23 protein-coding genes are annotated in these 26,357 nt (G+C 67.4%); 9 read left to right on the top strand and 14 right to left on the bottom strand.

Annotated features, from left to right (window positions below; translation table 11 throughout):
• Positions 1–55: 55 nt before the first annotated feature.
• Together DM194_RS06910 and DM194_RS06905 are read left to right on the top strand one after the other, a co-directional pair.
• Entirely contained in the window at positions 56–1,297 is a 1,242-nt protein-coding gene (locus DM194_RS06910; RefSeq protein ID WP_111066545.1) for an MFS transporter, read from the top strand.
• A 183-nt stretch (positions 1,298–1,480) separates the two neighbouring features.
• The gene (locus DM194_RS06905) at positions 1,481–2,638 is read left to right on the top strand and encodes an alpha/beta hydrolase (protein WP_162629973.1); all 1,158 of its coding nucleotides are present in this window, start codon (positions 1,481–1,483) and stop codon (positions 2,636–2,638) included.
• Between the two features lie 52 nt (positions 2,639–2,690).
• Here the strand turns inward: DM194_RS06905 and DM194_RS06900 are convergent, their stop codons facing one another.
• From DM194_RS06900 to dprA, 6 genes are all read right to left on the bottom strand, one after another.
• On the bottom strand, positions 2,691–3,986 hold the full coding sequence (locus tag DM194_RS06900) for an O-acetylhomoserine aminocarboxypropyltransferase (protein WP_111066544.1): 1,296 nt from the start codon (positions 3,984–3,986) through the stop codon (positions 2,691–2,693).
• A gap of 21 nt (positions 3,987–4,007) precedes the next feature.
• Entirely contained in the window at positions 4,008–4,544 is a 537-nt protein-coding gene (locus tag DM194_RS06895; protein WP_425457244.1) for a CoA-binding protein, read from the bottom strand.
• Positions 4,541–5,359, bottom strand: a complete 819-nt coding sequence (locus tag DM194_RS06890) for an enoyl-CoA hydratase (protein ID WP_111066543.1) — start codon at positions 5,357–5,359, stop codon at positions 4,541–4,543. Before DM194_RS06890 ends, DM194_RS06895 begins: the two co-directional genes overlap by 4 nt.
• A 228-nt stretch (positions 5,360–5,587) precedes the next feature.
• Positions 5,588–7,402 (bottom strand): tetratricopeptide repeat protein, encoded by a 1,815-nt coding sequence (locus DM194_RS06885; protein WP_111066542.1) that lies wholly within the window; start codon positions 7,400–7,402, stop codon positions 5,588–5,590.
• Positions 7,403–7,437: 35 nt separating this feature from the next.
• Complete coding sequence (gene topA, locus DM194_RS06880; RefSeq protein WP_111066541.1) at positions 7,438–10,236, bottom strand: type I DNA topoisomerase; 2,799 nt, start codon at positions 10,234–10,236, stop codon at positions 7,438–7,440.
• Between the two features lie 46 nt (positions 10,237–10,282).
• On the bottom strand, positions 10,283–11,419 hold the full coding sequence (dprA, locus tag DM194_RS06875; protein WP_111066540.1) for a DNA-processing protein DprA: 1,137 nt from the start codon (positions 11,417–11,419) through the stop codon (positions 10,283–10,285).
• A gap of 767 nt (positions 11,420–12,186) precedes the next feature.
• On the opposite strand from dprA, the gene DM194_RS06865 reads away from it, so the two are divergent.
• Positions 12,187–13,590 carry a methyl-accepting chemotaxis protein gene (locus DM194_RS06865; RefSeq protein ID WP_342792434.1) on the top strand — a complete coding sequence of 468 codons (1,404 nt, stop codon included), beginning with the start codon at positions 12,187–12,189 and terminating at the stop codon, positions 13,588–13,590.
• A gap of 22 nt (positions 13,591–13,612) precedes the next feature.
• Here DM194_RS06865 and DM194_RS06860 read toward each other — a convergent pair whose 3' ends face one another.
• Positions 13,613–14,410, bottom strand: a complete 798-nt coding sequence (locus tag DM194_RS06860) for an oxepin-CoA hydrolase, alternative type (RefSeq protein WP_111066537.1) — start codon at positions 14,408–14,410, stop codon at positions 13,613–13,615.
• Positions 14,411–14,644: 234 nt separating this feature from the next.
• On the opposite strand from DM194_RS06860, the gene DM194_RS06855 reads away from it, so the two are divergent.
• The 3 genes from DM194_RS06855 to DM194_RS06845 all read left to right on the top strand — a co-directional run bounded on the left by DM194_RS06855 (position 14,645) and on the right by DM194_RS06845 (position 18,142).
• Positions 14,645–15,346: a rhomboid family intramembrane serine protease gene (locus DM194_RS06855; protein ID WP_246024129.1), complete on the top strand. Its 702-nt coding sequence runs from the start codon at positions 14,645–14,647 to the stop codon at positions 15,344–15,346.
• A 101-nt stretch (positions 15,347–15,447) separates the two neighbouring features.
• Positions 15,448–16,338, top strand: a complete 891-nt coding sequence (locus DM194_RS06850) for an S-methyl-5'-thioadenosine phosphorylase (RefSeq protein WP_111066536.1) — start codon at positions 15,448–15,450, stop codon at positions 16,336–16,338.
• A gap of 715 nt (positions 16,339–17,053) precedes the next feature.
• Complete coding sequence (locus DM194_RS06845; RefSeq protein ID WP_111066535.1) at positions 17,054–18,142, top strand: TRAP transporter substrate-binding protein; 1,089 nt, start codon at positions 17,054–17,056, stop codon at positions 18,140–18,142.
• A gap of 71 nt (positions 18,143–18,213) precedes the next feature.
• Here the strand turns inward: DM194_RS06845 and DM194_RS06840 are convergent, their stop codons facing one another.
• Positions 18,214–18,657: a MaoC family dehydratase gene (locus tag DM194_RS06840; RefSeq protein ID WP_111066534.1), complete on the bottom strand. Its 444-nt coding sequence runs from the start codon at positions 18,655–18,657 to the stop codon at positions 18,214–18,216.
• Positions 18,658–18,804: 147 nt separating this feature from the next.
• On the opposite strand from DM194_RS06840, the gene DM194_RS06835 reads away from it, so the two are divergent.
• Positions 18,805–19,464 (top strand): TetR/AcrR family transcriptional regulator, encoded by a 660-nt coding sequence (locus DM194_RS06835; RefSeq protein ID WP_246024128.1) that lies wholly within the window; start codon positions 18,805–18,807, stop codon positions 19,462–19,464.
• 114 nt (positions 19,465–19,578) lie between these two features.
• Here DM194_RS06835 and sciP read toward each other — a convergent pair whose 3' ends face one another.
• From sciP to DM194_RS06805, 6 genes are all read right to left on the bottom strand, one after another.
• On the bottom strand, positions 19,579–19,830 hold the full coding sequence (gene sciP / locus DM194_RS06830; RefSeq protein ID WP_425457243.1) for a CtrA inhibitor SciP: 252 nt from the start codon (positions 19,828–19,830) through the stop codon (positions 19,579–19,581).
• A 276-nt stretch (positions 19,831–20,106) separates the two neighbouring features.
• The gene (locus tag DM194_RS06825) at positions 20,107–20,856 is read right to left on the bottom strand and encodes a flagellar hook assembly protein FlgD (protein WP_111066532.1); all 750 of its coding nucleotides are present in this window, start codon (positions 20,854–20,856) and stop codon (positions 20,107–20,109) included.
• A 62-nt stretch (positions 20,857–20,918) separates the two neighbouring features.
• On the bottom strand, positions 20,919–22,781 hold the full coding sequence (locus DM194_RS06820; RefSeq protein ID WP_111066531.1) for a flagellar hook-length control protein FliK: 1,863 nt from the start codon (positions 22,779–22,781) through the stop codon (positions 20,919–20,921).
• A 315-nt stretch (positions 22,782–23,096) separates the two neighbouring features.
• Complete coding sequence (locus DM194_RS06815; RefSeq protein ID WP_111066530.1) at positions 23,097–23,606, bottom strand: flagellar basal-body protein; 510 nt, start codon at positions 23,604–23,606, stop codon at positions 23,097–23,099.
• A complete protein-coding gene (locus DM194_RS06810) occupies positions 23,599–23,928 on the bottom strand; it encodes a rod-binding protein (protein WP_246024127.1) in 330 nt (109 codons plus the stop codon). Before DM194_RS06810 ends, DM194_RS06815 begins: the two co-directional genes overlap by 8 nt.
• Positions 23,928–25,070 (bottom strand): flagellar basal body P-ring protein FlgI, encoded by a 1,143-nt coding sequence (locus DM194_RS06805; protein WP_111066529.1) that lies wholly within the window; start codon positions 25,068–25,070, stop codon positions 23,928–23,930. Before DM194_RS06805 ends, DM194_RS06810 begins: the two co-directional genes overlap by 1 nt.
• Positions 25,071–25,299: 229 nt before the next feature.
• Here DM194_RS06805 and DM194_RS06800 point away from each other — a divergent pair, with 229 nt between their 5' ends.
• Entirely contained in the window at positions 25,300–25,725 is a 426-nt protein-coding gene (locus tag DM194_RS06800) for a flagellar assembly protein FliX (RefSeq protein ID WP_111066528.1), read from the top strand.
• Between the two features lie 189 nt (positions 25,726–25,914).
• A complete protein-coding gene (dksA, locus tag DM194_RS06795; RefSeq protein ID WP_111066527.1) occupies positions 25,915–26,334 on the top strand; it encodes an RNA polymerase-binding protein DksA in 420 nt (139 codons plus the stop codon).
• Positions 26,335–26,357 lie beyond the last annotated feature (23 nt).

Below are 26,357 nucleotides of genomic sequence, written 5' to 3'. Positions count from 1 at the left end.
CCGCTTGCCAATGAAACATTCCCCGGAAAGGACAAATCCGGGGCCGGAGAGTTCGATGAGTCATCCATCCGTCAGCGCCGCCCTGCCGTCGCCGACCTCGGCCCGGCTTTCAGTCGGTTTCGCCTGGGTCGGGCACACGCTGATGCACATCGTGTCGGCGCTGTTCCTGACCATCGTGCTGGCGCTGGAGACCGAATGGAAGCTGTCCTATGACGAGTTGATCCGGCTGTGGACGCTGGGCGCCTTCATGATCGGGCTGGGGGCGCCGCTGGCCGGCTGGCTGGGCGACCGCTGGAGTTCGGCCGGCATGATGGCGGTGTTCTACCTGATGACCGGCGGCGGGGCTGTGCTGGCCGGGCTGTCGGACGGGCCGGAAATGCTGATGTGGTCGCTGGCCCTGCTGGGGCTGGGGGCGTCGATCTACCACCCCGTCGGCATGGCCTGGATGATGGCGAATGCCGAGAATCGCGGGAAGGCGATGGGCTGGCTCGGCCTGTTCGGCACCTTCGGCGTCGCCACCGCCGCGGTGGTCGCCGGCAGCCTGACGGAATGGCTGAACTGGCGCATGGCCTTCATCATCCCCGGCGCCATCTGCCTCGTGATGGGCGCCGCCCTGGCCCTGCTGATCATGAGCGGCATCGTCCAGGACCGCCATGCCGACGTGAAGCCGCAACCCAAGCCGTCGCGCGGCGACGTGGTGCGCGCCTTCTTCGTGCTGTCGCTGACCATGGTCTGCGCCGGCCTGATCTTCAACGCCATGCAGGTGGTGCTGCCCAAGCTGTTCGAGGCGCGGCTGGGCGGCTGGCTCGGCACCGGCACGCTGGGCGTCGGCGGGCTGGTGACGGCGGTCTATCTGGTCGCGGCCCTGCCGCAGATGATCGGCGGCGTGCTGGCCGACCGCCATTCGCTGAAGCGGGTCTATCTGCTCTGCCTGCTGGTCCAGATCCCGATCATGGCCGCGGTTGCCGTCCTGGCCGGCCTGCCGCTGGTGGCCGCCGCCGCGCTGGTCGTCATCGCCTCGCAGACGCAGATCCCGGCGGAGAACATGCTGCTCGCCCGCTACACCCCGGACAAGCATCGCGGTCTGGCCTTCGGCGCCAAATACATCCTGTCCTTCGGCGCCGGCCCGCTGGCGGTCCAACTGGTCGCCTGGGTCTACGAGCGCACCGGCGAGTTCGCCATGCTCTACATGACCCTGTCGGCGCTGGCCGCCCTGGCCTTCGCCGCCGCCCTGCTGCTGCCCGACGACCGCCGCAAGGCCGAGCCGGTAGCCGCCCCGCTGCCTGCGGCGGAGTGAGGGTCGAGTGGAAAAAGGCGCTGCACTGCTGACGGAAGTTGATGGTGGCGCCGCAAGCGATCACCCATGCGGGAAAATATAAGGTCATATAACCCGCTCCGGTAGATGTTCCCGTTTTACCGCTCCTGATTATCCGCCATACCCTCATTCCGGTCGTGGCTCGATCGATCATGGAGGGTGGACATGCTTGGACTGCGTTGGATCGCTGCGCATGCCGGGGCTCCGGACTCGCCGGAGTTTCGTGCGGCGGACGACCGCATCATGGACCGGAGCGGAAAAACGGTGCTTCAGGAGGTGCCGAAATCCGGGGGCAGGGTGACGGCATCGGACGCCCTGAAAAGCAGCATTCGGCAATGGAGTGCCGGACTGAAGGGGCGCGCCGCGGTCATCATGGTTCACGGCTATTCCTACGACCCCACGGCGGAATACGATCCGGGTTCGGACGACGATGCCTTCAACCGTGTCTATGCGAACCCGGCCGTGGAGAGGTATCCGCTCGAAAGCTGGCTCCCCATCGTCGGGGAAACCTCCGAGGACGGAGAGGCGCTGAACGACATCGCGCTTGGCTTCTGCTGGACCTCCACCGGCAGTCTGTCCCACTACGCCAAGGCCGGCTGGAGCAATTCCTACCAGTACGCGGTTCTCGACCTTGCCGTGCAGGCGGCGAAATCCCTGGAACTGATCGTCCAGACCCTGCGCGAGGAGGGGGTGAAGGTCGATTTCCTCGCCCACAGCCTCGGCACCCGCCTGACGCTGCGGACGTTGAGCCTGCTGGCCGACCATGGCGCCATCGACTGCGTCCGGCGGGTGGTCCTGCTCGGCGGAGCGGAATTCAGCGTCGATGCTCTCCATGCCGTCGGCAAGGGCGGCTACGATGTCTTCAATCTCGTCAACCGGCACGACGAGGTTCTGCAATGGGGTGCCGCCAAGATGATCCACCCCTTCCGCTATGTTCAGACGGCGGAAGCGCGGGTGATCGGGCGGGACGGCATGAAGCAGACGGATCGCTGGATCGACATCCAGATCGACCGCAGCGGCTCGAACCGGCGTGCGTCCTTCGATCAATGGTTCCAGGGGAATTTCCACACGACGCTGGCCTCCGACGGTGCCGGTGGACGCGGGCGTCACTGGGGCTATTACATGCAGCCGGGAAACCGCGCCTTCCTGCGCCAGCTGTTCGCCGATCCGGCCCTCGGCGCCGCCGAGTTCCGCAATCGCGGCTTGATCGACGGCGTGGTCCGCTATGCCTATGGCGAACTGCCCGACAAGGTTCCGGTGACCCCGCAAACCTTGCGGGAGCGTCTGGACGCCGTCCGGGAAGCCAGCGCGGTGATGGTCTGACCGGCAGGGCAGGGGAGCGCGCCGGCCGTTCCGGCGCGCCCCCGGCAAATCCTTACCCCAGCGTCTTGTTCAGCGCCTGATCGAGGTCGGCGATGATGTCCTCCGGCGTCTCCAGCCCGATGGACAGGCGGAGCACGTCGGGGCCGGCGCCGGCCGATGCCTGGGCCTCCGCCGACAGCTGGCGGTGGGTGGTCGAGGACGGGTGGATGATGAGGGAGCGCGCATCGCCGATGTTGGCGAGATGGCTGAACAGCTCGACGCTCTCCACCACCTTCACACCGGCCTCGAAGCCGCCCTTGACGCCGAAGGTCAGCACGGCACCGGCGCCGCGCGGCAGGTACTTCCTGGCCAGCGCATGGTACTTCGACGATTCCAGCCCGGCATAGCTGACCCAGCCGGCCGCCGGATGGCTTTCCAGGAACCGCGCCACCTTCAGCGCGCTGTCGGCGTGGCGCTGCATGCGCAGCGGCAGGGTTTCGATGCCGTTGAGCGTCAGGAAGGCGTTCATCGGCGCCTGGCTCGGCCCCAGGTCGCGCAGGCCCACGGCATGGCCGTGGATGGTGAAGGCCAGATGGCCGAAGGTCTCGTGGAAGCGCAGGCCGTGATAGCCGGGATCGGGCTCGCTCAGCGCCGGGAACTTGCCGGACTTGCTCCAGTCGAACCTGCCGCTGTCCACCACCACGCCGCCGACCGAGGTGCCGTTGCCGGACAGGAACTTGGTGGTCGAATGCACCACCAGCGTGGCGCCCCACTGGATCGGGTTGATCAGGTAGGGGGTCGCCAGCGTGTTGTCGACGATCAGCGGGATGCCGGCATCGTCGGCGATCCTGGCGATGGCCTCGATGTCGGTCACCACGCCGCCGGGATTGGCGAGGCTCTCGACGAAGATCGCCTTGGTCTTCCCGGTGATCGCCGCCTTCACGTTCTCCACGTCGTCGGTGTCGACGAAGCTGGGCTCCCAGCCGAAGGCGCGCGGGAAGCTGATGCCGAGCTGGTTCAGCGAGCCGCCGTAGAGCTTCTTCGAGGCGACGATGTGGTCGCCCGGCGCCATCAGCGGGAACAGGGCCAGCAGCTGCGCCGCATGGCCGGACGAGGTCGCGGTGGCGCCGGCGCCGCCCTCCAGGTTCGCCAGCCGCTCCTCCAGCACCGCCACAGTCGGGTTGGTCAGGCGGGAATAGATGAAGCCGACCTTCTGCAGGTTGAACAGCGAGGCGGCGTCGTCGACATTCTCGAAGACGAAGCTGGTGGTCTGGTAGATCGGCGTCTGGCGTGCGCCGGTCGCCGGGTCGGGCGCCGCGCCGGCATGGATGGCGCGGGTCTCGAAGCCGAAGCTCTTCTGCTCAGTCATCTGTGTGATTCCCCCAGTTTGTCAGATCAGTTTTTTGAACGATTTCGTCGGCGCCATGCGGCGCGTCACCAGAACGTTGGAATTGACCCCGATCCGGCCGATCTCGCCGTAGAGGCGCTGGATTTCCATCTTCGGGCAGCGGTCCATCACCACGGTCAGCCCGGCGGCCTGGGCCCGCGCCGCCGCCTCGTCGTTGCGGACGCCCAGCTGCATCCACACCACCTTGGCCCCGGCGGCGATCGCCTCGTCCGTCACCCCGCCGGCGGCGGCGGAGTTGCGGAAGACGTCCACCATGTCCGGCGGCTCCGGCAGGTCCTTGAGGCTGGCGTAGACCGGCAGGCCGAGGATGGTCTGGCCGGCCATCTTCGGGTTGACCGGGATGACCGTGTATCCCTTGTCGCGCAGATATTTCATCACGAAGAAGCTGGCCTTCACCGGGTCGGCGCTGGCCCCCACCACGGCGATGCTCTTCGCATTGTCCAGAACGCCGCGCAGGAAGGCGTCGGTGTAGTCGGCCGGCTCGGTGATCCTGGTGTCGGTCATCTTCGGATCGGTCATCGGCCGCACCACACCGGCGTGCGCTTGCCCAGGAAGGCGTCGATGCCCTCGGCGGCGTCCTGCGCCATCATGTTCTCGGTCATCACCCTGGCCGCATAGGCATAGGCATTTTCCACGTCCAGGTCGATCTGGCGATAGAAGGCCTCCTTGCCGGTGGCGAGGGTCAGCGGCGATTTGGAGGCGATCCTGGCCGCGACGCCGTCCACCACCTCGTCCAGCTGTTCGGCCGGCACCGCGCGGTTGACGAGCCCGATGCGCTCCGCTTCCTCCGCGTCGATCAGGTCGCCCAGCAGCAGCATCTCCATCGCCGCCTTGCGCCCGACCGCGCGGGTCAGCGCCACCATCGGCGTCGAGCAGAACAGCCCGATGTTGACGCCCGGCGTGGCGAAGCGCGCCTCCTCCTCGCAATAGGCGAGGTCGCAGGTGGCGACCAGCTGGCAGCCGGCGGCGGTGGCCACGCCGCGCACCTTGGCGATCACCGGCTGGCGGACGCGGTTGATCGTCAGCATCAGGCGGGAGCACTGGGTGAACAGCGCCTCGTACAGCTCGCGCGACGGGGCGGCCCGCATCTCCTTAAGATCATGCCCGGCGCAGAAGGCGCCGCCGGCCCCGGCCAGCACCACGGCACGCACGGAGCCGTCCTCGTGGATGGCGTCCAGCGCGTCCTGCAACGCCGCCATCAGCCCCACCGACAGCGCGTTGCGCGCCTTGGGCCGGTTCAGCGTCAGCGTGGCGACCCCATCACGGTCCTCGCGCAGAACCAGCGGGACATCCTGCGGGGCATGGGGATCTTGTGTGGAAACCGCGGCGCTCATGGTCGTTGTCCTCCCGTATTGCTTGGATTGAGCAGCGCCGGCAGCTTAACGCGCCCGGCCTGCGGGTAACACGGGGAACCTGCGGGCCGGGGGGAATGAGACGACAGATGGCCGGCGAATTCAACATCTAAAATCGCTATAACCGATCAAAACTCTACCGAATTTATAGGAAAAATAGACGCAAAAAATCGCTCCGGTTCGATGCCGGTCCTATGCATGTGGGCACGGTCAAACCGTGAAGTGAAGGCGTCCGGCGATGTAGCTCAGGCGGGCCTCGACCGCGTCGCCGGCCCGAACCGGCCGGTCGCCCGTCAGGAATTGCAGAGCCTGTTGCCAATGCCGCGACTCCGCTCCCGGGGCGGTGGACAGCACCGTGCGGTCGTCGATGTGCAGTTCGAACCAGAAGGCGATGGCGTGCAGGGCACCGTCGGCGGCGATCGGGAGGCGGGCCGACCCGACCGGCCCATGCGCGGGCGGATTGCGCAGGTCGATCCAGCAGACATCGGTCGGCGGCCCCAACGGCCGGTGCGGCACATCGTTCAACGCCAGCACCGTGTAGGAGAGGGTGCGATACGCCTCCAGCCGCGACAGGTCGAATCCGGCGATGGTGCCGACCGGGTTCACGCTGCGCAGGGCCGGGCATTCGATCGGCATCGCCTTGATGACCGCGCCTCGCGGCAGGATCACGGCGCCGGGCTTCACCAGGGCGCGCGCGGCCTTGGCCACGCTTGCCGCCGCTCCTTCGCCCAGCAGTCCGGCGTCGAGGATTTCGGAGATCAGCAGATCGGCCGGTTCGGGAAGATCGACCCCGACGCGCAGTTCCGACGACCGCTTGTTGATGATGGTGATCCGGTCCGACAAGCCGTTGTCGGAGACGATTGCGCGCGCCAGCTCCGCCAGCGGCCGCGACAGTTCGCAGCTGTAGACATGGGCGGCGCCGGCCCTCGCGGCCATCAGGGCGAGCAGCCCCGCACCGGTGCCGATCTCCAGAACGATCATGCCGGGCTTCACCGCCGCGTCGATCGCGCGCAGATAGGCGGCATTGCGCGCCTGATCCGCCAGCATGGTGAAATGCCAGGCGGGAAACTGCCGGCCGAGCACAGCGCGCAGATCGAGTTGGGCCGCCTGGAGGGACGGGTCGACGGCCAGCGCCCGGCGGTATCCCCCGGTCGCGGTCTCCATCCGGTGCCGGTCCTTTTCCACGGAGGCGAGGCTGTACCATGCCTCGGCATCGCCCGGTGTCAGCGCGAGGGTCCGGCGGTAGCCTGCGGACGCGGCCTCCAGGCTGCCCGATTCGTGATGAAGGCCGGCGCGGTTGAAGTGGGCTTCCGCCAGATCCGGGACTTCGCGGATCAACCCGTCGAGGAGGGCGATGGCGCCGTCCACCGCGCCGGATCGCGACAGCGCCATCGCGGCGCGAAGGACCGCTCCGAAGGAGTCTGGAATCAGGCGGGCGACCCGCCGGAACAGGCGGGCCGCCTCGTGCGGGTGCTCCGCTTCCATCAGTTCGGCTGCCGCGTGAAGGGCCGCGGCATTGGTGGGCGAAAGCAGCAGGCAGGCACGAAAGCTGTCCAGCGCCTCGACCCCGCGTCCGAGCCGGCGCAGCAGAACGCCGCAATTGAACGGCGTCTCTTCCTTCAGAGGCTCCAGACGGCGGCTGCGGCGGGCGATGGCCAGCGCCGCCGCCGGATCGGCGGTCATGGCGGCGAGATTGCCCAGCGCATCCGGGTGGCCGGGTTCCAGGGCGAGGGCGATGCGGCAGCAGGCGCGCGCGTCCTCCTGCCGCCCGAGCGCCTTGAAGGCGTTTCCGGCGTTCGACCGGAAGGAGGCCTGTTCAGGCGCGAGACGGATCGCCGTCAGGAAGGGCGCGACGGCATCGCTCGCGCGCCCGATCTGCGTCAACGCGACGCCGAGCAGATGGTGGGCATCCGCTTGGCCGTGATCCGCCTCGATGATGCGGCTGTAGAGCGTCGCCGCCGCATCGAGCCGGCCGGCGGCGTGATGGTCGAGGGCGGCGAGCAATGCTTCACGGATGGTCGCCATTGCTCAGCCCCCGCCACACGGCGCCTTCCGCTCGGTCACGATGCCTTGGCGGTCTTCTTCTTCGGCGCGGCGTCCTCCGCCGGAGCGTCCTTGGCGGCCTTGGCCTTGGTCGCCTTCTTGGCAGCGGGCTTCTTCGCCGCGGTCTTTGCCGCGGTTTTCGCCTTGGCGGGCTTCTCCGCCTCCGCGCCCTCGGCCTTGGCGGGCTCGGCCTCCTTCGGGGCCTTGCCCTTCTTGGCGGCGTCCTTGGCGACCTTGGCCTCGATCAGTTCCAGCGCCTGTTCCAGCGTGACGCTGTCCGGCTCTGTGCCCTTCGGGATCGAGGCATAGACGCTGCCATGCTTCACATAGGGACCGAAGCGGCCGGAGCCCATGGTGATCGGCTTGCCGGTCTTCGGATGGTCGCCCAGGGTCTTGGCCGGGGCCGACGCCTTCTTGGCCGCGCCGGCCAGCAGATCGACGGCGCGGTTGATGCCGATGGTCAGCACGTCGTCATCGGGCGTCAGCGACTTGTAGACGCTGCCATGCTTCAGGTAGGGACCGAAGCGGCCGATGCCGGCGCTGATCTCCTCGCCGGTTTCCGGGTGGTTGCCGATGGCGCGGGGCAGGGCCAGCAGTTTCAGCGCGGTGTCGAGATCGACGTCGGCCGCGGCCATGCCCTTGGGCAGCGACACCCGCTTGGGCTTCGGCGTGTCGTCCTTCTTCTTTTTCTTCGCCTTCGGCTTCTTGCCGTCGACGGCGGGCTCCTCGGCGGGCGGCTCCTCCGGCGGGGCGGCGGCGGCCGGCGCCGGGCCCAGCTGGATGTAGGCGCCGAAGGGGCCGCGGCGCACCGTCACCGGCAGACCGGTCTCCGGGTCGTTGCCCAACTCGCGCGGGCCGTCCTGCGCCTCGCCGTTCTCGTCGTTGGCGACGGCCAGCGGCCGGGTGTAGCGGCAGTCGGGATAGCGCGAGCAGCCGATGAAGGCGCCCATCTTGCCCAGCTTCAGCCCCAGCCGGCCCTCGCGGCAGACCGGGCAGACGCGCGGGTCATGGCCGTCGGCGGTGGCGGCGGGGAAGAAATGGGCGCCCAACTCGTTGTCGAGCGTGGTCAGCACCTGGGTGATCGTCAGATCCTTGGTGCCGTTCACCGCCGCGTCGAAGGCGGTCCAGAAATCGCGCAGGACGGTCTTCCAGTCGATCTTGCCGTCGGAGATCTCGTCCAGCTGGTTCTCCAGCTCCGCCGTGAAGTTGTACTCCACATAGCGGTGGAAGAAGTTCTCCAGGAATGCGGTCACCAGCCGGCCGCGGTCCTCCGGGATGAAGCGCCGCTTGTCCAGCCGGACGTAATTGCGGTCCTGCAGAACCTGGAGGATCGACGCATAGGTCGACGGCCGGCCGATCCCCAGCTCCTCCAGCTTCTTGACGAGGCTGGCTTCGGAATAGCGCGGCGGCGGCTGGGTGAAATGCTGTTCCGGGTTGATGTCGCCGCGGTCGAGGGCGTCGCCCTGGTCCATGGCGGGCAGGCGGCGCTCCTGCTGGTCGTCCTCGGCCGCGTCGTCGCGGTCTTCCTGGTAGACCTTCAGGAAGCCGTCGAACACGACGATGGAGCCGGTGGCGCGCAGAACCACGTCCTTCGACGGGCTGGCGATGTCCACCGCCACCTGATCCAGCACGGCGCTTTCCATCTGGCTCGCCAGCGTACGCTTCCAGATCAGCTCATAGAGCCGCAGCTCGTCGCCTTCCAGATAGGCGGAGACCGTATCCGGCCGGCGCTGCAGGTCGGTCGGCCGGATGGCCTCGTGGGCCTCCTGGGCGTTCTTGGCGGCGGTCTTGTAGACCCGCGGCTGGGCCGGGACGTAGCGCTCGCCATACTGGCTGCCGATCAGGCTGCGGGCGCCGTCGATGGCCTCCTGCGACAGGCTGACGCCGTCGGTTCGCATATAGGTGATGAGGCCGACCGTCTCGCCGCCGATGTCCACGCCCTCATACAGCCGCTGCGCCGTGCGCATGGTGCGGGTGGCGCCGAAGCCCAGCTTGCGCGAGGCCTCCTGCTGCAGGGTGGAGGTGGTGAAGGGCGGCGACGGGTTGCGGCGGCTCTGCTTGCGCTCCACCGTCGAGACGGTGAAGGCCTGCGGGCGGATCTTCGCCACGGCGGCTTCGGCCGCCTCGCGGTTGGGCAGGCCGAACTTGTCGAGCCGCTTGCCGTCCAGCTGGGTCAGCGACGCGGTGAAGGAGGAGCCGGCCGGCGTGGTGAAGCCCACCGCGATCGACCAGTATTCCTGCGGCTTGAAGACCTCGATCTCCGACTCGCGCTCGCAGATCAGGCGCAGCGCCACCGACTGCACGCGGCCGGCCGACTTGGAGCCCGGCAGCTTGCGCCACAGCACCGGCGACAGGGTGAAGCCGACCAGATAGTCCAGCGCCCGGCGCGCCAGATAGGCGTCGACCAGTTCGCGGGACACATCGCGCGGGTTGGCGATGGCGGCCTGCACCGCGCTCTTGGTGATCTCGTTGAAGGTGATGCGCTGGACGTCGCGGTTGTCGGTCAGGTGCTTTTCGCGCAGCAGTTCTGACAGGTGCCAGGCGATGGCTTCCCCCTCGCGATCCGGGTCGGTTGCGAGATAGACGCGGTCGGCCGACTTCACAGCCTTGGCGATCTCGTCGATGTGGCGCTTTGAGCGGTCGCCCAGCTCCCATTCCATCGCGAAGTCTTCATCCGGGCGCACCGAACCGTCCCGCGCCGGAAGGTCGCGGACATGGCCGAAGCTGGCGATGACGGTGTAGTCATCACCCAGATACTTGTTGATGGTCTTCGCCTTGGCCGGCGATTCGACGATGACGACGTTGCTGCCCGGCAAGAAACCAGCCCTTCGCGTATGCCCACCCAAATCACGGCGATGCCGATCAGGCGAGAGAAACCTGATGACCGGGAAGACGCTGGACTCGGCCGGCAAGCTCAAGCTCCAGAACCACGGTCAGCACCACCGGAGCGGACAATTGGCACCCGCGGACCAGTTCGTCAATGGTGACGGGAGAGGGGGCCAAGTTTTCCAGCACCAGGGCGCGTGCCTCGGCAAGGTCGGATTCCTCCGCTTCCGCTCTGGGGCCGGGGACCGGTCCGGCGGCGCTGAACAGGTCGCGCGGCCGTTCCGCCAGCGTCGGCGGACGCAGGTTCTCGATGGCGCGCAGCACGTCGTCGGCCCGTTCCACCAGTGTCGCCCCCTGGCGCAGCAGATTGTTGGTGCCGTGGCAGCGCGGGTCGAGCGGGGAGCCGGGAACCGCCATCACCTCCCGCCCCTGTTCCAGCGCCATCCGCGCGGTGATGAGCGAGCCGGAGCGCAACGCCGCCTCCACCACCAGCACGCCCAGCGACAGGCCGGAGATCAGGCGGTTGCGGCGGGGAAAATGGCGAGCCTGCGGCTGGGTGCCGATGGCGCTTTCCGCCACCACCACGCCCTGTGCCACGATGTCGCGATAGAGTCCCTCATTCTCCGGCGGATACACCACGTCGATGCCGCCCGCCAGCACCGCGGCGGTGCCGCTGGCGATCGACCCGGCATGGGCCGCGGTGTCGATGCCGCGGGCAAGGCCGGAAACGACCAGCAGCCCGGCCGCACCAAGCTCCCGCGCCAGCGACTCGGCGAATTTCTTGGCGTTCAGCGAGGCGTTGAGGGCGCCCACGATGGCGACCGCGCGCCGCGTCAGCAGATGGGCATGACCCGCCACCGACACCACCGGCGGCGCGTCGTCGACCGCGGCCAGCGGTTCCGGGTAGTCCGGCTCGCAGGCGCAGATCAGGCGGGCGCCGAAGCGGCGGTTCGCCTGCATTTCCCGCTCCGCCTCCGCCTTGGAGGCGACGCGCAACGGCTTGGTCCGCCCGCCGCGCCGCGCCAGATCGGGTAGGGCGTCAAGCGCCGCACGGGCACTGCCGAACTGCTCCAGCAGGCGGTGAAAGGTGATCGGCCCCACATTCTCGGTGCGGATGAGGCGGATCCAGTCGAGCCGTTCGGCATCGGACAAGGTGCGGCGCGGTTGTGTCATTCCGGTAGTTTATACAACCTTGCCATACCGGACATCAACACACGAACGCATGACGACGGCTTCGTCCGGGAACATCCCTTTCCGGTGGCTTTATCCGACGCCGCTGCAATCCGGGGGGTGGCGCGCCGTCCTTCTGTCTCCTTGGACTCCACGGCGGGCATGGTAGCTTTGTGGGCGGGAGGTGACGCGAGTTTCCATCCTGAAGGCGGAGCCGGTTTTCCGGCCCCGCCCGTCGGCTCCTAGCGATCCCGGTGCTTGTTGAAGCCGGTTTCCAACTCGATCTTCAACTTGAACCAGAAGCGGTCGAGCCACTTCAGGAACTTCCTTACTCGCGTCACCTCCTTTCGGGCGCCGTTCGGAACATTTCCCTGCCGGCCCGGCAACACCAAGCGGAACCTGAGCTTGTGCCTATTGTGGCGGGGTATCGCGTGGCTGCGTTGCCGCTCAAAGCAATGAAGCGCCGTTTGCAAAGTAAGAAATTCATAGTTCGCTGGCGTTCGCTTGCAACGGTAGTCCTCCGTCAAAGCGTGCAACGTTGAAGGGCGTTTCCAGTCAAAGTCCATGGGAGTTCATCGAAACATTGGTTTATGGTCTTTACAGAATAGTGACCTGTTTCGGGGTTTCCCTAATAGAGCCATATCCATTGGTATGTATCATTGGCTCCGGATAGTTGAACTGAACTGGGGCGGTCGATGTTCGGACGGGGGAAAATCAACCGGAGTCTGGCGCGGAGGTTGTCGGCGCTCGATGCTCTGCGGGCGAAAGTGATGGTGGCCGACGTGGATCTGACGATCGTTCACGTCAATCCCGCCGTGGTCTCGCTCCTGCGCGAAGCGGAAGGCGACCTGCGCAAGGATTTGCCCCGGCTGGACGTGAACCGGCTGATCGGCAGCAACATCGACGTGTTCCACAAGAACCCCGACCACCAGCGCCGGTTGCTGGCCACCCTGACGAAGCCGTACAGCGCCACCATCAAGGTCGGCGGCCATCAGTTCGACCTGCTGGTCACGCCACTGACCGAAAACGGGCAGCGCATCGGCTTCGTCGTCGAATGGGCTGACGCCAAGGAGCGGCTGGAGAATCTCGACTATGCGGCGCAGATGGTGGCGATCAGCCGATCGCAGGCGGTGATCGAGTTCACCACGGATGGCACTATCACCAAGGCCAACGACAATTTCCTGAAGGTGATGGGCTATAGCCGGGATGAGGTGGTCGGCAAGCATCACAGCATGTTCGTCGAACCTGCCCAGCGTAACAGCGCCGACTATGCCCGCTTCTGGGATACGCTTCGCCGCGGCGAGTTCCAGGCTGCGCAATACAAGCGCGTCGGCAAGTCCGGCAATCCGGTCTGGATCGAAGGAGCCTACAACCCGATCTTCGACGGAAAGGGGCAGGTGACGAAGATCGTGAAGTTCGCGGTGGACGTCACTGCCCAGGTTGCCCTCCTGAACAATCTGAAGGTGATGATCGACAAGAATTTCAGCGAGGTCGATCAGGCGCTTCACCTGTCGCTGGGGGAGGCGGGCTCCGCCAATGCCGCCGCCGGTTCGACGTCCGCCAGCGTCCAGGCGGTGGCCGCCAGCGCGGAAGAACTCGTCGCCTCGATCGGCGAGATTTCGCAGAGTATGACCCGCGCCCGTACCGCAACCGACGGCGCCTTCGACCGTACCGTCGCGGTGGGGGAAAGCACCGACCGGTTGGCTGCCGCCGCCCAGGCGATGAACGGCATCGTCGGGCTGATCAACTCCATCGCCGGCCAGATCAACCTGCTTGCGCTGAACGCCACCATCGAAGCGGCACGCGCTGGAGAAGCCGGCAAGGGCTTCGCCGTCGTGGCGTCGGAGGTGAAGAACCTTGCCAACCAAGCCGGCAAGGCGACCGAGCAGATATCGGCGGAGATCGAGGGTATCCAGTCGACCTCGACCGAAGTCGCCAGCGCGCTGAACGCCATCCGCGAGGCCGTGGCTGTCGTGCGGGAGCATGTGACCGGCACCGCCTCTGCGGTCGAGGAGCAGAGCGCCGTCACCCGGAACATGTCGGCCAACATGCAGACCGCGTCGGCCGCCGTGGCGACGGTGACGTCGAACATCGCGGCGATCTCGACAGCGGTCAATCAGGTGGCCGGAGCGGTCGAACGGACAAAGGAGGCGGCGCACGTCCTGGTCCGCTGACAACGCCGGCCAGCCGGCCCCGTCAGCGCCTGTGGAACACCGGCGGGCGCTTTTCGAAGAAGGCGGTGATGCCTTCCTTCGCTTCGCCATGATGCAGGGCTTCGACGAACAGGTCGCTTTCGCGGGCAAGCTGGGTGGCGAAGCTGCCATAGGCCAGTTCCATCAGCTTCTTGGCGCGGCCCATGGCGCCGCTCGGACCCTCGGCGATGGTTTGTGCCCAGGCGACCGCCTCCGACAGCGCCTGTCCCGGCGCCGTGACGCGGTTGACGACGCCGGCGGCATGCAAGCGGGCGGCATTCACCGGGCCGCCGGTCAGCATCAGCTCCGCATAAAGCTGCGGCGGCAGGGCGCGGGCCAGCGAGGCCGAGGCGCCGCCGTCCGCCGTCAGCCCGACCTTGACGTAGGCGGTCAGGAACTGCGCGTTCTCCGCCGCGACGATCAGGTCGCAGGCCAGCGCCAGCGAGAATCCGGCGCCGGCGGCCGGTCCTTCCACCGCGGCGACGATCGGTTTCGGGCATTCGCGCATGGCGCGGACCCAGCCGTGGAAGCGCTCGATCCCGTCCCGGTTCTCCGACCGCGAGCGGCTGCCGTGATGATAGAGGTTGTTCAGATGCCCGCCCGAGCTGAAGGCACCGCCGGCCCCGGTCAGCACGATGGCGCCGATGTGGGGATCATGCGCCGCCTCGTCCAGCGCATCGCGGCCGGCTGCCATCATCCGCAGGCCGAGCGCGTTGCGGGTGTCGGAGTCGCTCATGGTCAGCACCATGACGCGGCCCTGGCGTTCCACCGTCATGCTGCCGGTATCCTGACGTTCGTTCATGGTCGTTTCTTCCCCGGTTGTGCTTGTCCGGCGGAAGGATCCTCGCCGGATGGTAGAACCACTTTGACAGCGGGAGGGCACCGCTCCAATCCGTACGACCGGTATAGGAAGGAGCCGGACCTCGCGGATTACGCCTGTTCCTGCACAATACCCCCTCCTACATTGGGGTGAGGCCGATCGCCGCGGCGGCGCTTTGGCGGGCCGGCATGGCATGGCCGACGGCGGAGGCGGGGGATGGTGCTGGCTCGGGATGGCCGCGAGGTTCGCCAGGGGAAGGGCGGGGGTGGCGGGAAACGGCCGGTCGCCGCCGTGGCCGTGCCGCCCTACGCCAACCGCACCATAATCATGGTGTGCGTCCTCGCCTTCGTGCTGCGGCTGCCGCCCGAGTCCTTCGCCTTCGTCCCAGCCTATTTTTTCGGGACGGTCGAGCTGGCCGGACCGCTGCCCACCGCCGCCTTATGGCGCGGATTGTTCGGGCATGTGCTGATCCATGGCGACCTGACGCACCTGACCTCAAACATCGCGGTGCTGTGGCTGCTGGGCGACGTGGTGGAGCGTGAGGCTGGGCATTTGCGCTTCCTGCTGCTGTTCCTCGCCGGCACCGTGGCGGCGGCGCTGACCGAGGGGCTGCTGGCGGCCGACCGGATGGCGCCGCTGATCGGGGCGAGCGGAGCGATCTGCGCGCTGATGGGCGCCTTCCTGTGGATGCATCCGCGCTTCGGGCTGCTGTCGCGGCGGGTTCCCCGGCGGCTGGTGCAGGGAGTGATCGTCATTTTCGCGCTGCTCAACGCGGCGATGACGCTGGTGCCGCCGCCCGCCGGCTCTCCGCTGGCGGAAGTCGGATGGGGCGCCCATGCCGGCGGGTTGTCTGCCGGATTGCTGCTGGGGGCGCTGCTGTGTCTGGCCGGACCCCGGCGGCCGGCAACCATCGGGTAGCGGAGTCCGGTAGCGAAGTGCGGTACTGTGTCTCCAGGGCGGTTGCAATCCGTCCCCATGCCCGAAATACTCGCGCCATCGTCAGCGGGAGAAAGCGGACCATGGGGAACGACGCGGTTCTGGGCGTGATCGGCGGCAGCGGCCTGTACGACATCGACGGTCTGGAGAACACCCGCTGGGTCAAGGTGACGACACCGTTCGGCGACCCGTCCGACGACCTGCTGACCGGCGAACTGGATGGCCAGAAGCTGGTCTTCCTGCCGCGCCACGGCCGCGGCCACCGGATTCCGCCCTCGGAGCTGAATTTCCGCGCCAACATCCACGCGCTGAAACAGCTGGGCGTGACCGATATCCTGTCGGTCTCCGCGGTCGGCTCGCTGAAGGAGCATCTGCCGCCGGGCACCTTCGTGGTGATCGACCAGTTCATCGACCGTACCTTCGCCCGTGACAAGACCTTCTTCGGCAGCGGGCTGGTCGCCCATGTGGCGCTGGGCCATCCGGTCTGCGGGCGGCTGGGCGACCTGATCGAACAGGCTTTGGCCGAACTGGACATCCCGCACCAGCGGCGCGGCACCTACATGGTGATGGAGGGGCCGCAATTCTCCACCGTCGCCGAGTCGAACCTGTACCGCAGCTGGGGCTGCGACGTCATCGGCATGACCAACATGCCGGAGGCCAAGCTCGCCCGCGAGGCGGAGATGTGCTACGCGACCATCGCCATGGTCACCGATTACGACTGCTGGCACGAGGGGCACGACCATGTCTCGGTCGATGCGGTGATCAAGGTGGTGGTCGCCAATGCCGGCAAGGCGCGCTCGCTGGTGTCGGCCCTGGCGCCGAAGGTGGCGCGGCGCGAGGGGCCGTGCGCCCAGGGCTGCCACACCGCGCTCGACAACGCCATCATGACCGCCCCATCGCACCGCGACCCGGCGATGCTGGAAAAGCTGTCGCTGATCGTGAAGCGCACGCTTGGCCAAGACGGGGCGGGCTGAGTCGGGGCGGGCTGAACCGTTGCCGACGGCGTGAAAACGCAGTATTTCCGGGTGGGCGGTTCAGATACTCAAGCTCCAGCTTGAGTATCTGCGACAGCAGGATCAGGAGAGCGAGGAACTGGTTCATCCTCTTGCCCTCCGTTACAGCGGCGCGGGCGGTGGCCGTTCCACCGTCCGACTCATCCCTTGGCCGCAGCGCAAACATGCCAATCCTCCCCACCGGTTGACAGCCGCAAGTTGCGCGGAATTTCTCGCGCTCGCCTTCATGCGTGTATAAAACGCTGGCGCAGAACGTCGAAAAGTGACTTCGGCTGCCTGATTGCCCCCTGAACGAAAGTAGGGGTGTGTGCCTTTCGGGACGTCGAATATATCATCGGTACACGTAACCATTCAGGTGGCGGCAAGACGGTTCCGCGGTTGATCGGTGTGGCCGATGGATGCTTTCAGGAGCAGACGCCGGTCTTCGCATGATTCCGCACTGCAGTGCTTTGAAATTTTCCGGGGCGGCGACGGGATGTCGGCGCCGGTACAGTCGTGCGTGCGCGCTGTATTTTCCACGCGGTGGAATAGAAAGGGAATGGAAGCCATGCATTTTGGCGAATTGTTGAAAAGTCGCTGCATTTTTTAGGATTGTTCAGGCACCATAGTGTCTGTTGTTCGGCGAAAGACGCCTTCACTCAATGGGCGTCATGGCCATAACGATGAGGAAACGTTCATGAAGCGCCGTTCCTTTCTGACCTCGGCCGGGGTCGGCGTCGCCGCCAGCACGCTGGCGGCACCCGCCATCGCGCAATCCCAGCCGGAAATCCATTGGCGTCTCGCGTCCAGCTTCCCCAAGAGCCTGGACACCATTTACGGCGGTGCCGACACCATCGCCGCCCGCGTCGCCGCGGCGACCGACGGCAAGTTCACCATCCGGCCCTTCGCCGCCGGTGAAATCGTCCCCGGCCTGCAGGTGCTGGACGCCGTGCAGAACGGCACGGTGGAGTGCGGCCACACCGCCACCTACTATTATGTCGGCAAGGATCCGACCTTCACCTTCGACTCGACGGTGCCGTTCGGCCTGAACGCCCGCCAGCAGAACGCCTGGATCTACAGCGGCGGCGGCATGCCCCTGCTGCGCGAGTTCTTCGAAGGCTACGGCGTCGTGAACTTCCCGGCCGGCAACACCGGCGTGCAGATGGGCGGCTGGTTCCGCAAGGAGATCAAGACCGTCGAGGATCTGAAGGGCCTGAAGTTCCGCATCGGCGGCTTCGCCGGTCAGGTTCTGGCCAAGCTGGGCGTCGTGCCGCAGCAGATCGCCGGCGGCGACATCTATCCGTCGCTGGAAAAGGGCACCATCGACGCCGCCGAGTGGATCGGCCCCTACGACGACGAGAAGCTCGGCTTCAACAAGGTCGCCAAGTACTACTACTATCCCGGCTGGTGGGAAGGCGGGCTGAACGTCTCGCTGCTGGTCAACAAGCAGCAGTGGGAGCAGCTGCCCAAGCAGTACAAGGCCGTCCTGGAGGCCGCCTGCTTCGAAGCCAACCTGACCATGAACGCCAAGTACGACGCCGAGAACCCGGCGGCGCTGAAGCGTCTGGTCGGCGGCGGCGCCCAGCTGCGTCCCTTCCCGCGCGAAGTGATGGAGGCCTGCTACAAGGCCGCCACCGAGCTGTATGACGAGACGGCGAAGAACAACCCGAAGTTCGCCAAGATCTACGAGCCGTGGAAGAAGTTCCGCGATGACGAGTATCTGTGGTTCCGGGTGGCCGAGAACTCCTTCGACAACTTCGCCTTCACCGCCGGCCTGAAGCGCTGACGGCTGAAGGAGGAAGGCTTAGTAAAGCAAGGCCCCCGCGACCCGCCCGGTCGCGGGGGCTTTTTTCTTGCTCAGGCCGGGCGTCCGGGCGCCAGCAGGTTGGCGATCATGGTCTGCACCACCTCGTTGTTCTGATTGAAGGTGGTGGTCTTCACCCGCAGCACGCCCTGGTCGGGGCGCTTGGCGGAGCGCCGGGCCTCCAGCACCTCCATCTCGATGCGCAGCACGTCGCCGGGACGGGTCGGGCGGGGCCAGCCGATCTGGTCGACGCCCATGCCGATGTAACCGCCTGCCGACTCCGCGTTGCTGCCGACGATCATGCGCATCGTCATCCCGGCGGTGTGCCAGCCGCTCGCCGCCAGCCCTCGGAACAGCGTGTCCTTCGCCGCGCCCGGATCCAGGTGGAAGGGTTGGGGGTCGAACTTCTCGGCATAGGCGACGATCTCCGTCTCCTCGACCATCAGCGGCCCGCCGGTGAAGCGGTCGCCCACCGTGAAATCGTCGAAATAGCGCATCCCCCGGAACTCCGTTCGTTGTGGTGGTCAGGACCGGATTGGCCGGCTAAGATACAGACCTGTCTCTTTTTTCGATGGTAGAGACAGGTCTGTATCATTGTCAACGGCCAAGCTTGCAGCGGGGCCGTCCTGAACGGGTGGAGTCGGATGACGGAGACGGCAACGGTCAGGCGGCCGGCGCGGGAGCGGATTCTCGATACGGCGGCGGAACTGTTCTACCGCGAGGGCATCCGCGCGGTCGGCATCGACACGATCATCGCCAATTCCGGCGTCGCGAAGATGAGCCTGTACCGCAACTTCGCGTCCAAGGACGAGCTGGTCTGCGCCTATCTGGAGCGCAACATCGCCCAGCATGCGGCGTGGTGGGACCGGGTGACCGCCCGCCATCCCGGCGACCCGCGGGCGCAGATGAAGGCGCTGTTCGTGGCGCTCGGCCACTGGATCGACCACCCCAAATTCCAGGGCTGCCCCTTCACCACCGCAGCCGCCGAACTGCGCGATCCGGCCAACCCCGCCCACGCGCTGGCGATGACCCATAAGCGCATGGTCCGCGACCGCCTGCGCGCGCTGGCAACCGCCGCCGGCGCGGAGGATCCGGACCGGCTGACCGGGCAACTGCAATTGCTGATGGAGGGCGCCTATGCCGCCGGCCGCGCGCTGGATCTGGGGCCGGGCAATGGGGCGGTGGCGAGTGCGGCGGCGGCGCTGATCGACGGGGCCTGCGGTGGAAGAGTCGCCGGCCCATTCCTGCGAAGGCAAGCGGCCGGACGGCCGCGCCCGCCGTCTGGGGGCGAGCGTAAAGTCTGATGTGTCAGACTTTACGCTCGATGACATGACGCACCCGTCCGAGCGCCGTCGCCCGAAACGCAAAAAAGCGCCGCAGGCCGTAGCCGCGGCGCTTCTTCAATTCCACCGGTTGCGTCAGTCGGCGCCGATGCGGTCGCGGACGGGCTGGCCGGGACGGTACTCCTGCAGGCGGGTGGCGCGCAGACCACGCATGCCGTGGCTGTCGATCAGCCGCTGCCAGGACAGGAATTCCTCCACCGACAGGGTATAGCGGCGACAAGCTTCCTCCAGGCTGATCAGGCCTGATCGGACGCCAGCGACCACTTCCGCCTTGCGGCGCATCACCCAACGCTTGGTGTCGGGTGGGGGAAGATCGTTTTCGGTCATGGGACGCCCCTCAGGACCAATGACCGATGCACCGGCCGCAGAATCGTCGGCGGCGTCGAGTTCTATGAGTGCCATGCGCGGACGCTCCAACCCAAACTGTGGATTCCACGATTTCGGGGTACTTTAGGCGCCGGCACTTAACAAATGCCTAAACGATAGAGTTAACTTTTTATCCCGGATTATCCCTTAGCCCGAACGGGCTAAGGGTGCGGCGCGCCCCTCCGGCGGCCGGAGATGGCCGGCCGCCCCATCGGAAACGCCCGGACGCGACGCCCGTCAGTAAACCGTGGTCAGCTTGGACAGGGGGATTTCGCGGGCGCCGATGTTCAGCACCGTCTCGCCTTCCTTGTTGTTGCCGATGCCGGCGACGGTGCCGAAGGTGTAGCTGGTGGTCTTGATGGTGGTGTCCTTGTTCTCGGACACCGGGGCGATGTTCATGCGGTAGGCGCCCGGCTGCACGTCACGACCGTTGTTGTCCTTGAAGTCCCAGTTGACCGCATGCTTGGTCCCGGCGCTGGTCTCGCCGGGCATGGAGCGGATGATGTTGCCCTTGTCGTCCAGGATGTCGACGCGCACCGACTTGGCGGAGGTCGCCAGCTCGTAGCCCAGCGGGGCCTGGGTCATGCCCTGGGTGTACTGGAAGCTGTCGCCCTCGAAGGCGACCATGCGGCCGAGATAGGCGAGATTGGTGGAGGCGGTGCCGGCGGACTGCAGTTGCACCAGCTTGTCCAGGCGGCTGTTGGTGCCGATGTTCTGCTCGACATTGGCGAAATCGACCAGCTGCTTGGTCATGTCGTTGGTGTCCAGCGGCTTCAGCGGATCCTGGTTCCTCATCTGCGTGGTCAGCATGGTGAGGAAGGTCTGGAAATTGTCGCCCAGCCCCTTGGTCGCCGACGCCGTCTTGTCGGCGTCGGTCTGCGGAGCCGTGGCCGTCTCGGCCGCCGACTTCGACCCGGTCGACAAGCCGCCCGAATAGGTGCCGTACCGGTTCACGGTCGGGGCGGTGATGGTGTTGGTCGTGGTCATGGCGGTCGTCCTTCGTGGCTCTTGCGGCCGGGATCTTGAGTGCGGCGGGCGTGCTGCCGGGGTCAGGCGCGGATGTCGAGACGTCCGTTGCCGAGCGTCGCGGTGTAGACGGCGGTGTCGGACGCGTCCTGGTCGTCGCTGCCGTCGAGGCCGCGGCCGCGCCGGCCCGCTTCGTTCCCCTTGCCGTCGCCCCGCCCGTCATTGCCGAAGGGGTTGCCTTCACCGCGCAGGCTGAAGTTCAGGCTGTTGGAGTCCGTCTGCAGTCCAGCTTCTTGCAAGGCCCGTTCCAAACCGCGGCTGTCGCGCTGCAGAAGTTCGAGGGTCTGCGCCCTTTCCACCGCGACCATCGCGCTGACCCGGCCATCCGCGCCGATGTCCAGCCTGATGTCGATCCGCCCCAGTTCAGCCGGGTGCAGGTTGATGGTCAACTGGTCTACCTCGTCGGCGACCTGCTTCTTGATGTGGACGGCGATCTGGTCATGGACGCCCATCGGCATGCCGGCGCTGCCGCGCGACGGGCGCAGCGTTGCGGTCGCCTGCGGCTGGTCGATGCCGGGAATGCCGCCCGGAACACCGCCATGCATCCCCTCCATGGCGGCCAGCGCCGGATGGGTGTGGACGCCGGCGGCATGGCTCGAGGCGGCGGCTGCGCCCTCGATCCCCTCCAGCATGCCGAAGGCCTTGGCGGCGGACGACGCGGCAACCGTTTCCGCGGCCGGAGTGGGCGTCGGAGCGCTGGTGGTCGGCTGCGGCATGGCCTGGGATTGGGCGTCGTTCCGGCTGCCGCCATCGGCGCCGGCCTGCTTGCCCCCCTGCTTGGCCTCGCCGGCCTTCGCCTTGGCGGCGGCGAGAAGATCGGCGAAGCGGTCGGGCAGGGCGGCATCATCGTCCGGCAGAGCCTCCGCCGCGTCCTCGCCGTTCCTGGCGCCGCCATCGACCCCGGCCATGGCCGCGGCCTGGGCCCGCCGGGTGCCGTCTCCGTCCACGGCCGAGGCATCGGCGGGGCTCTTCGCCGCGGCATCCGCACCGGCCTGTGCCGCGCCCTGTGTGCCGGCCGCGGCTTGTGCCTGGGCTGCCTGGGCGGCCAATTGGGCGGCGGGATCGGCGGCACCGGCCGTCGCGCCACCTGCGGCCGCAACGGCCACCGCATCGCCGCCCTGGCCTTCATCGCCGGCCGCACCGGCGGCGGACCGGCCGGGCGCCGTCAATCCGGCGAGGATCAGGTCGCTCGGCTGCGGCACCGACTGCTGCAACGCCGCTTCGGCGCTGGCGGTCGGGGGCTGCTCGGCGCTCTGCTCTTCCGCCCCGGCATCCTCGGCGGGCGCGTCGCCGGTCCCACCCCCCTCGGCCATCGCCGCGTCGATGTCCGCCCGTGCTGTCCCGGCATCCGCAGGCGCCGCATCCGTCCCGGCGCCCGCCTGTGCCTGATCGGCGCCGCCGGTTTCCGAGCCCGTCTTCGCCGCATCTGACTTCGCCGCATTGGACTTGGCAGTATCGGCCTTGGCGGTATCCTTGGGCTCGTCGCTCTTGACCGGCTTGCGGTCGTCCTGACCGGCCCGGACCTCGCGGTCGCCGTCCGTCCTGGCGGCCTTCGGTTCCTGCTTCCGCGCGGGCTCGGCATCCGCATCGCTCCGGCGGGCGGCCTGGGCATGGGTATCGCGGCCGAAATCGGACTTCGGCTCGGCCCGGACCGGAGTCTTGCGCTGCGCGTCGGCCGCGCGGGCGTCGCGAGCCTCCTTCGCCTCGTTGGCGGCGTCGCGGGCGGCATCGGCGGCCTGCTCGCGCTTGCGCGCGGCGGCGTCGGCCAGCATGCGGTCCATCATCTTGGAAAACAGGTCGTTCTTCGCCGCCGTCCCCTGAGTCTGCTGGGACTGGCCGAGACCGTCGAACAAGGATGCGGCGATGTTGTTCGATTGGATATCCATGGAACGGCCTCTCAGGACGGCAAAGCGCACCGACGGCGATGCGGCGGGATCAATGCAACGGACGGGCCAATCGCCGGACGGGGGCGCCGTGGGCCCGGAGCGGGGCAGGGCGGCAGTTCCGGCCCGGTGACAGGGCCGCGACCGGCAAAATCGTCCCACTTTCGGGGGCCTTTCTTGCCTTGGGGTCTTTCTTGCCGTGGCGGCCGGATAGTGCCCGCGAACCCGACCGCGCAAAGAAAAAGGCCGCCTCCGATCGGGAGGCGGCCGTCCGAAACAACTCGACGGTCATGGATGAAGGCTGCCGGCGGGCGCCGCTCAAAGCCGGGTGTTGAGCGCCGCCGAGGTGCGCGGGCCGCTGGGCGGCGGGGAATAGCCGCGGCCGCCTCCCATATGCGGGGCATAGGCGGTCGCGGGCGCCTTCTGCTGGCGGGTGATCACGGTGATCACGGTATCGACCATCACCTTCTGCGCCTCGCCGCCGATGCGCAGGGCCTCGGCATTGTCGGCGGTGGCGGCATAGAGCCGGGCGGTCGCATCCTTGAGCGCCGTCTTCAGCTCCGGCGCCAGGCCGATCAGTCCCTCGCGGTCGACGCGCAGCAGGCGGCTGACCTCTTCATAGACCAGCGTCATCGGCTGCTTGTCCTTGACGATCTGGGCCAGCTCCTTCGCCGGGCGGCGGGCGCGGACGGCGGCGGCCTCGCGCTCCAGCAGGGCGGTCAGGCGGCCCATCAGATCGACCAGGGCCACCGCGCGCTCCTGCGCGTTCTTCGGCAGGTTGGCGGCCGGCTTGGACTGCTGGGGGAAACGGACGTCGACCTTATCCATGGCTGGCCTCCTGGGCGCGAAGAAGCTCTCCGTAAACCTGATTGGCGATGCCGAAGCCGCCGCGCTGGCTGATCTGCTTGCCGAACTGTTCGATCAGCATCGGGCGGAACATCTCCTCGCCGCGCCCGCCGCCGAAGGTCTCGTCGGTGCCGATCCCCTCGAACATCGGGCCCAGCATCTGCGAGATGAACTGGCTCTCGAACTCGTTGGCGGATTTGCGCAGCTGGGTAAGCTTTGCCGGGTCGACCTTGGCCTCCAGATCGGAAATCCTTGCCTGGGTGCGCACGCCGAAACCGGCGGAAAGGGCGGAGCTCACGGACATCAGATCACCTCGATCTCGGCTTGCAGGGCTCCGGCGGCCTTGATCGACTGGAGAATGGCGATCATGTCCCGCGGTCCCACCCCGAGCGCATTCAAGGACTGTACCAACTCCTGTAGGGTCACCCCGGAATTCATCACGGCGAGACGGTTGTCGGACTGGTCGTCGACCTGGATGTCGGTGCGCGGCACCACCGCGGTCTGGCCCTGGCTGAACGGGCCGGGCTGGCTGACCTGCGGGGTTTCGGTGATGCGGATGGTCAGGTTGCCCTGGGCGATGGCGACGGTGGAGATGCGGACATTCTCGCCCATCACGATCACCCCGGACTTCTCGTCCACGATCACGCGGGCGACCTGATCGGGGGTGATGCGAAGCTGCTCGATCTCGGTCACCAGCCCCACCACGTCGCCGCGCCGCGTTTCCGGCACGTTGATCAGCACGGAGGCCGGGTCGGTCGCCTGGGCGCGGTTGCCGCGCAGCTGGATGTTGATGGCGGTCGCCACGCGCTGGGCGGTGGTGAAGTCGGGGTTGCGCAAGCTGAGGCGCAGGACCGGCAGCTCGGCCAGCGAGAACTGGATTTCCCGCTCGACGATGGCGCCGGAGGAGATGCGGCCGGAGGTCGGCACGCCCCGCGTCACGCTGGCGCCCTGGCCCTGGGCGGTGAAGCCCGACACCGCGATCGGCCCCTGCGCCACGGCATAGACCTCGCCGTCGGCGCCGATCATCGGGGTGACCAGCAGGGTGCCGCCCAGCAGGCTCTTGGCGTCGCCCATCGCCGACACGGTGACGTCGATGCGCGTGCCCTGGGCCGCGTAGGCGCCCAGCGTCGCCGTCACCATCACCGCCGCCACGTTCTTGGTGCGCAGGTTGGTGCCGCGGGTGTTGACGCCCATCCGCTCCAGCATGCCGGTCAGGCTCTGCTCGGTGAAGGGCGAGTTGTTCAGGCTGTCGCCGGTGCCGTTCAGGCCGACCACCAGCCCATAGCCGATCAGCATGTTGTCGCGCACGCCCTCCACATCGACGATGTCCTTGATGCGGGCGGAGGCGGCGAATGCCGGCGCCGCCTGGACACCGAACGCCAGCAGGGCGGTCAGCACGACCAGAACGGTGCGGCGGCGCAGAAGGCGAAGGGTGGTGGGGATCATGACGCGGACACTCCTGAACTCGTGTCCGGTCCTATACAAACACCGTGCCAGAGGCGGCGGGCGGCGGCTTTCGGTCCTTGACCTGAAAAACACCCGCGATATGGCGCGTTTCGGTCACAGCCGCCCGGCAATTTTTGCCCGATTGCGGCAAGCCTTGACCGGATGTTAAGGTTGATCCATCTACAGTGCGCGCGTTTACGCATCCTTTACTGCAAACGGTTGCACGGTCATGAAAGTCGAAGGCACCGGAAACATACGCGGCAGCGGTTCGGTTCGCCGCACCGGGAAGGCCGAAGGCTCGTCCGGCGCCGCGTTCTCCAAGCAGCTTGTGGGAGAGGCCGGCTCCGCCCACGGGGTCAGCGGCACCGCCGCCACGTCCGGGATTGCGGGCGTGCTCGCCATCCAGGAGGTCGATGCGACCGACGACGCCACCGCGCGCGCGTCGCGCGGCAAGATGCGGGCGGAGGAAATGCTCGACCGGCTGGAGGAAATCCAGCACGGCCTGCTGTCGGGCACCCTGTCGGTCCAGAAGCTGGTGGATCTCGCCAAGGTGGTCCAGTCCCGCCGCGCCCAGGTCGACGACCCCGGACTGGCCGAGATCCTGGACGAGATCGACCTGCGCGCCCAGGTCGAACTGGCGAAGCTCACCTCCTGACAGGTCGGAGGCCGTCCCGCCGCCATGCGCGCGCGGGTTGGGGCGGCGGATTCGCCACGGTCACAAATCTTTTTTATTCCAAAGGCTTGTTTGGTCGTTGCGGAAGCGAACCATAGGGTTGCGGTCCTGACGTGGCGTGCCTATACTCCGCGCCGCCCGGATCACCCCTTTTTCGCTGGATGCTTTCGGATGACGTCGCCGCTTCTGCCCCAGAACTATTCCCCGTCGGAAGACGAGGAGTTCATGAATCCGATCATGCGGGAGTATTTCCGCCAGAAGCTGCTGCGCTGGCGCGCGGAACTGCTGGCGGAATCCACCGGCACGCTGAACAGCCTCCAGGAAGGCGGTATCCAGGAACCGGATATCGCCGACCGCGCCTCGGCGGAGACCGACCGCGCGCTGGAACTGCGCACCCGTGACCGGGAACGCAAGCTGATCTCCAAGATCGACGCGGCGCTGGAGCGCCTCGTCGACGGAACCTACGGCTACTGCGAGGAGACGGGCGACCCCATCTCCGTCCGCCGGCTGGATGCCCGTCCGATCGCGACGCTGAGCCTGGAAGCCCAGGAACGGCACGAGCGGATGGAACGGACCCAGCGCGACGACTGACGTCCCGCAGGCGAAGGGGACAG

The organism is Azospirillum ramasamyi, from assembly GCF_003233655.1.
GTDB lineage: Bacteria > Pseudomonadota > Alphaproteobacteria > Azospirillales > Azospirillaceae > Azospirillum > Azospirillum ramasamyi.
The sequence above is the reverse complement of the archived record's forward strand: the minus strand, read 5'-3'. Positions and strand labels throughout refer to the sequence as shown.

What these genes read in the sequence shown, in the direction of transcription:
- DM194_RS06800 (WP_111066528.1), top strand. Translation starts at nt 25,300, where the DNA reads ATGAAAGTCGAAGGCACCGGAAACATACGCGGCAGCGGTTCGGTTCGC.
- sciP (WP_425457243.1), bottom strand. Translation starts at nt 19,830, where the DNA reads ATGACCGAAAACGATCTTCCCCCACCCGACACCAAGCGTTGGGTGATG.
- DM194_RS06905 (WP_162629973.1), top strand. Translation starts at nt 1,481, where the DNA reads ATGCTTGGACTGCGTTGGATCGCTGCGCATGCCGGGGCTCCGGACTCG.
- DM194_RS06900 (WP_111066544.1), bottom strand. Translation starts at nt 3,986, where the DNA reads ATGACTGAGCAGAAGAGCTTCGGCTTCGAGACCCGCGCCATCCATGCC.
- DM194_RS06885 (WP_111066542.1), bottom strand. Translation starts at nt 7,402, where the DNA reads ATGGCGACCATCCGTGAAGCATTGCTCGCCGCCCTCGACCATCACGCC.
- DM194_RS06865 (WP_342792434.1), top strand. Translation starts at nt 12,187, where the DNA reads ATGGTGGCCGACGTGGATCTGACGATCGTTCACGTCAATCCCGCCGTG.
- DM194_RS06850 (WP_111066536.1), top strand. Translation starts at nt 15,448, where the DNA reads ATGGGGAACGACGCGGTTCTGGGCGTGATCGGCGGCAGCGGCCTGTAC.
- DM194_RS06810 (WP_246024127.1), bottom strand. Translation starts at nt 23,928, where the DNA reads ATGTCCGTGAGCTCCGCCCTTTCCGCCGGTTTCGGCGTGCGCACCCAG.
- DM194_RS06860 (WP_111066537.1), bottom strand. Translation starts at nt 14,410, where the DNA reads ATGAACGAACGTCAGGATACCGGCAGCATGACGGTGGAACGCCAGGGC.
- DM194_RS06895 (WP_425457244.1), bottom strand. Translation starts at nt 4,544, where the DNA reads ATGACCGATCCGAAGATGACCGACACCAGGATCACCGAGCCGGCCGAC.
- DM194_RS06815 (WP_111066530.1), bottom strand. Translation starts at nt 23,606, where the DNA reads ATGGATAAGGTCGACGTCCGTTTCCCCCAGCAGTCCAAGCCGGCCGCC.
- DM194_RS06845 (WP_111066535.1), top strand. Translation starts at nt 17,054, where the DNA reads ATGAAGCGCCGTTCCTTTCTGACCTCGGCCGGGGTCGGCGTCGCCGCC.
- DM194_RS06840 (WP_111066534.1), bottom strand. Translation starts at nt 18,657, where the DNA reads ATGCGCTATTTCGACGATTTCACGGTGGGCGACCGCTTCACCGGCGGG.
- DM194_RS06890 (WP_111066543.1), bottom strand. Translation starts at nt 5,359, where the DNA reads ATGAGCGCCGCGGTTTCCACACAAGATCCCCATGCCCCGCAGGATGTC.
- DM194_RS06835 (WP_246024128.1), top strand. Translation starts at nt 18,805, where the DNA reads ATGACGGAGACGGCAACGGTCAGGCGGCCGGCGCGGGAGCGGATTCTC.
- DM194_RS06910 (WP_111066545.1), top strand. Translation starts at nt 56, where the DNA reads ATGAGTCATCCATCCGTCAGCGCCGCCCTGCCGTCGCCGACCTCGGCC.
- DM194_RS06805 (WP_111066529.1), bottom strand. Translation starts at nt 25,070, where the DNA reads ATGATCCCCACCACCCTTCGCCTTCTGCGCCGCCGCACCGTTCTGGTC.
- dksA (WP_111066527.1), top strand. Translation starts at nt 25,915, where the DNA reads ATGACGTCGCCGCTTCTGCCCCAGAACTATTCCCCGTCGGAAGACGAG.
- DM194_RS06855 (WP_246024129.1), top strand. Translation starts at nt 14,645, where the DNA reads ATGGTGCTGGCTCGGGATGGCCGCGAGGTTCGCCAGGGGAAGGGCGGG.
- DM194_RS06820 (WP_111066531.1), bottom strand. Translation starts at nt 22,781, where the DNA reads ATGGATATCCAATCGAACAACATCGCCGCATCCTTGTTCGACGGTCTC.
- DM194_RS06825 (WP_111066532.1), bottom strand. Translation starts at nt 20,856, where the DNA reads ATGACCACGACCAACACCATCACCGCCCCGACCGTGAACCGGTACGGC.
- dprA (WP_111066540.1), bottom strand. Translation starts at nt 11,419, where the DNA reads ATGACACAACCGCGCCGCACCTTGTCCGATGCCGAACGGCTCGACTGG.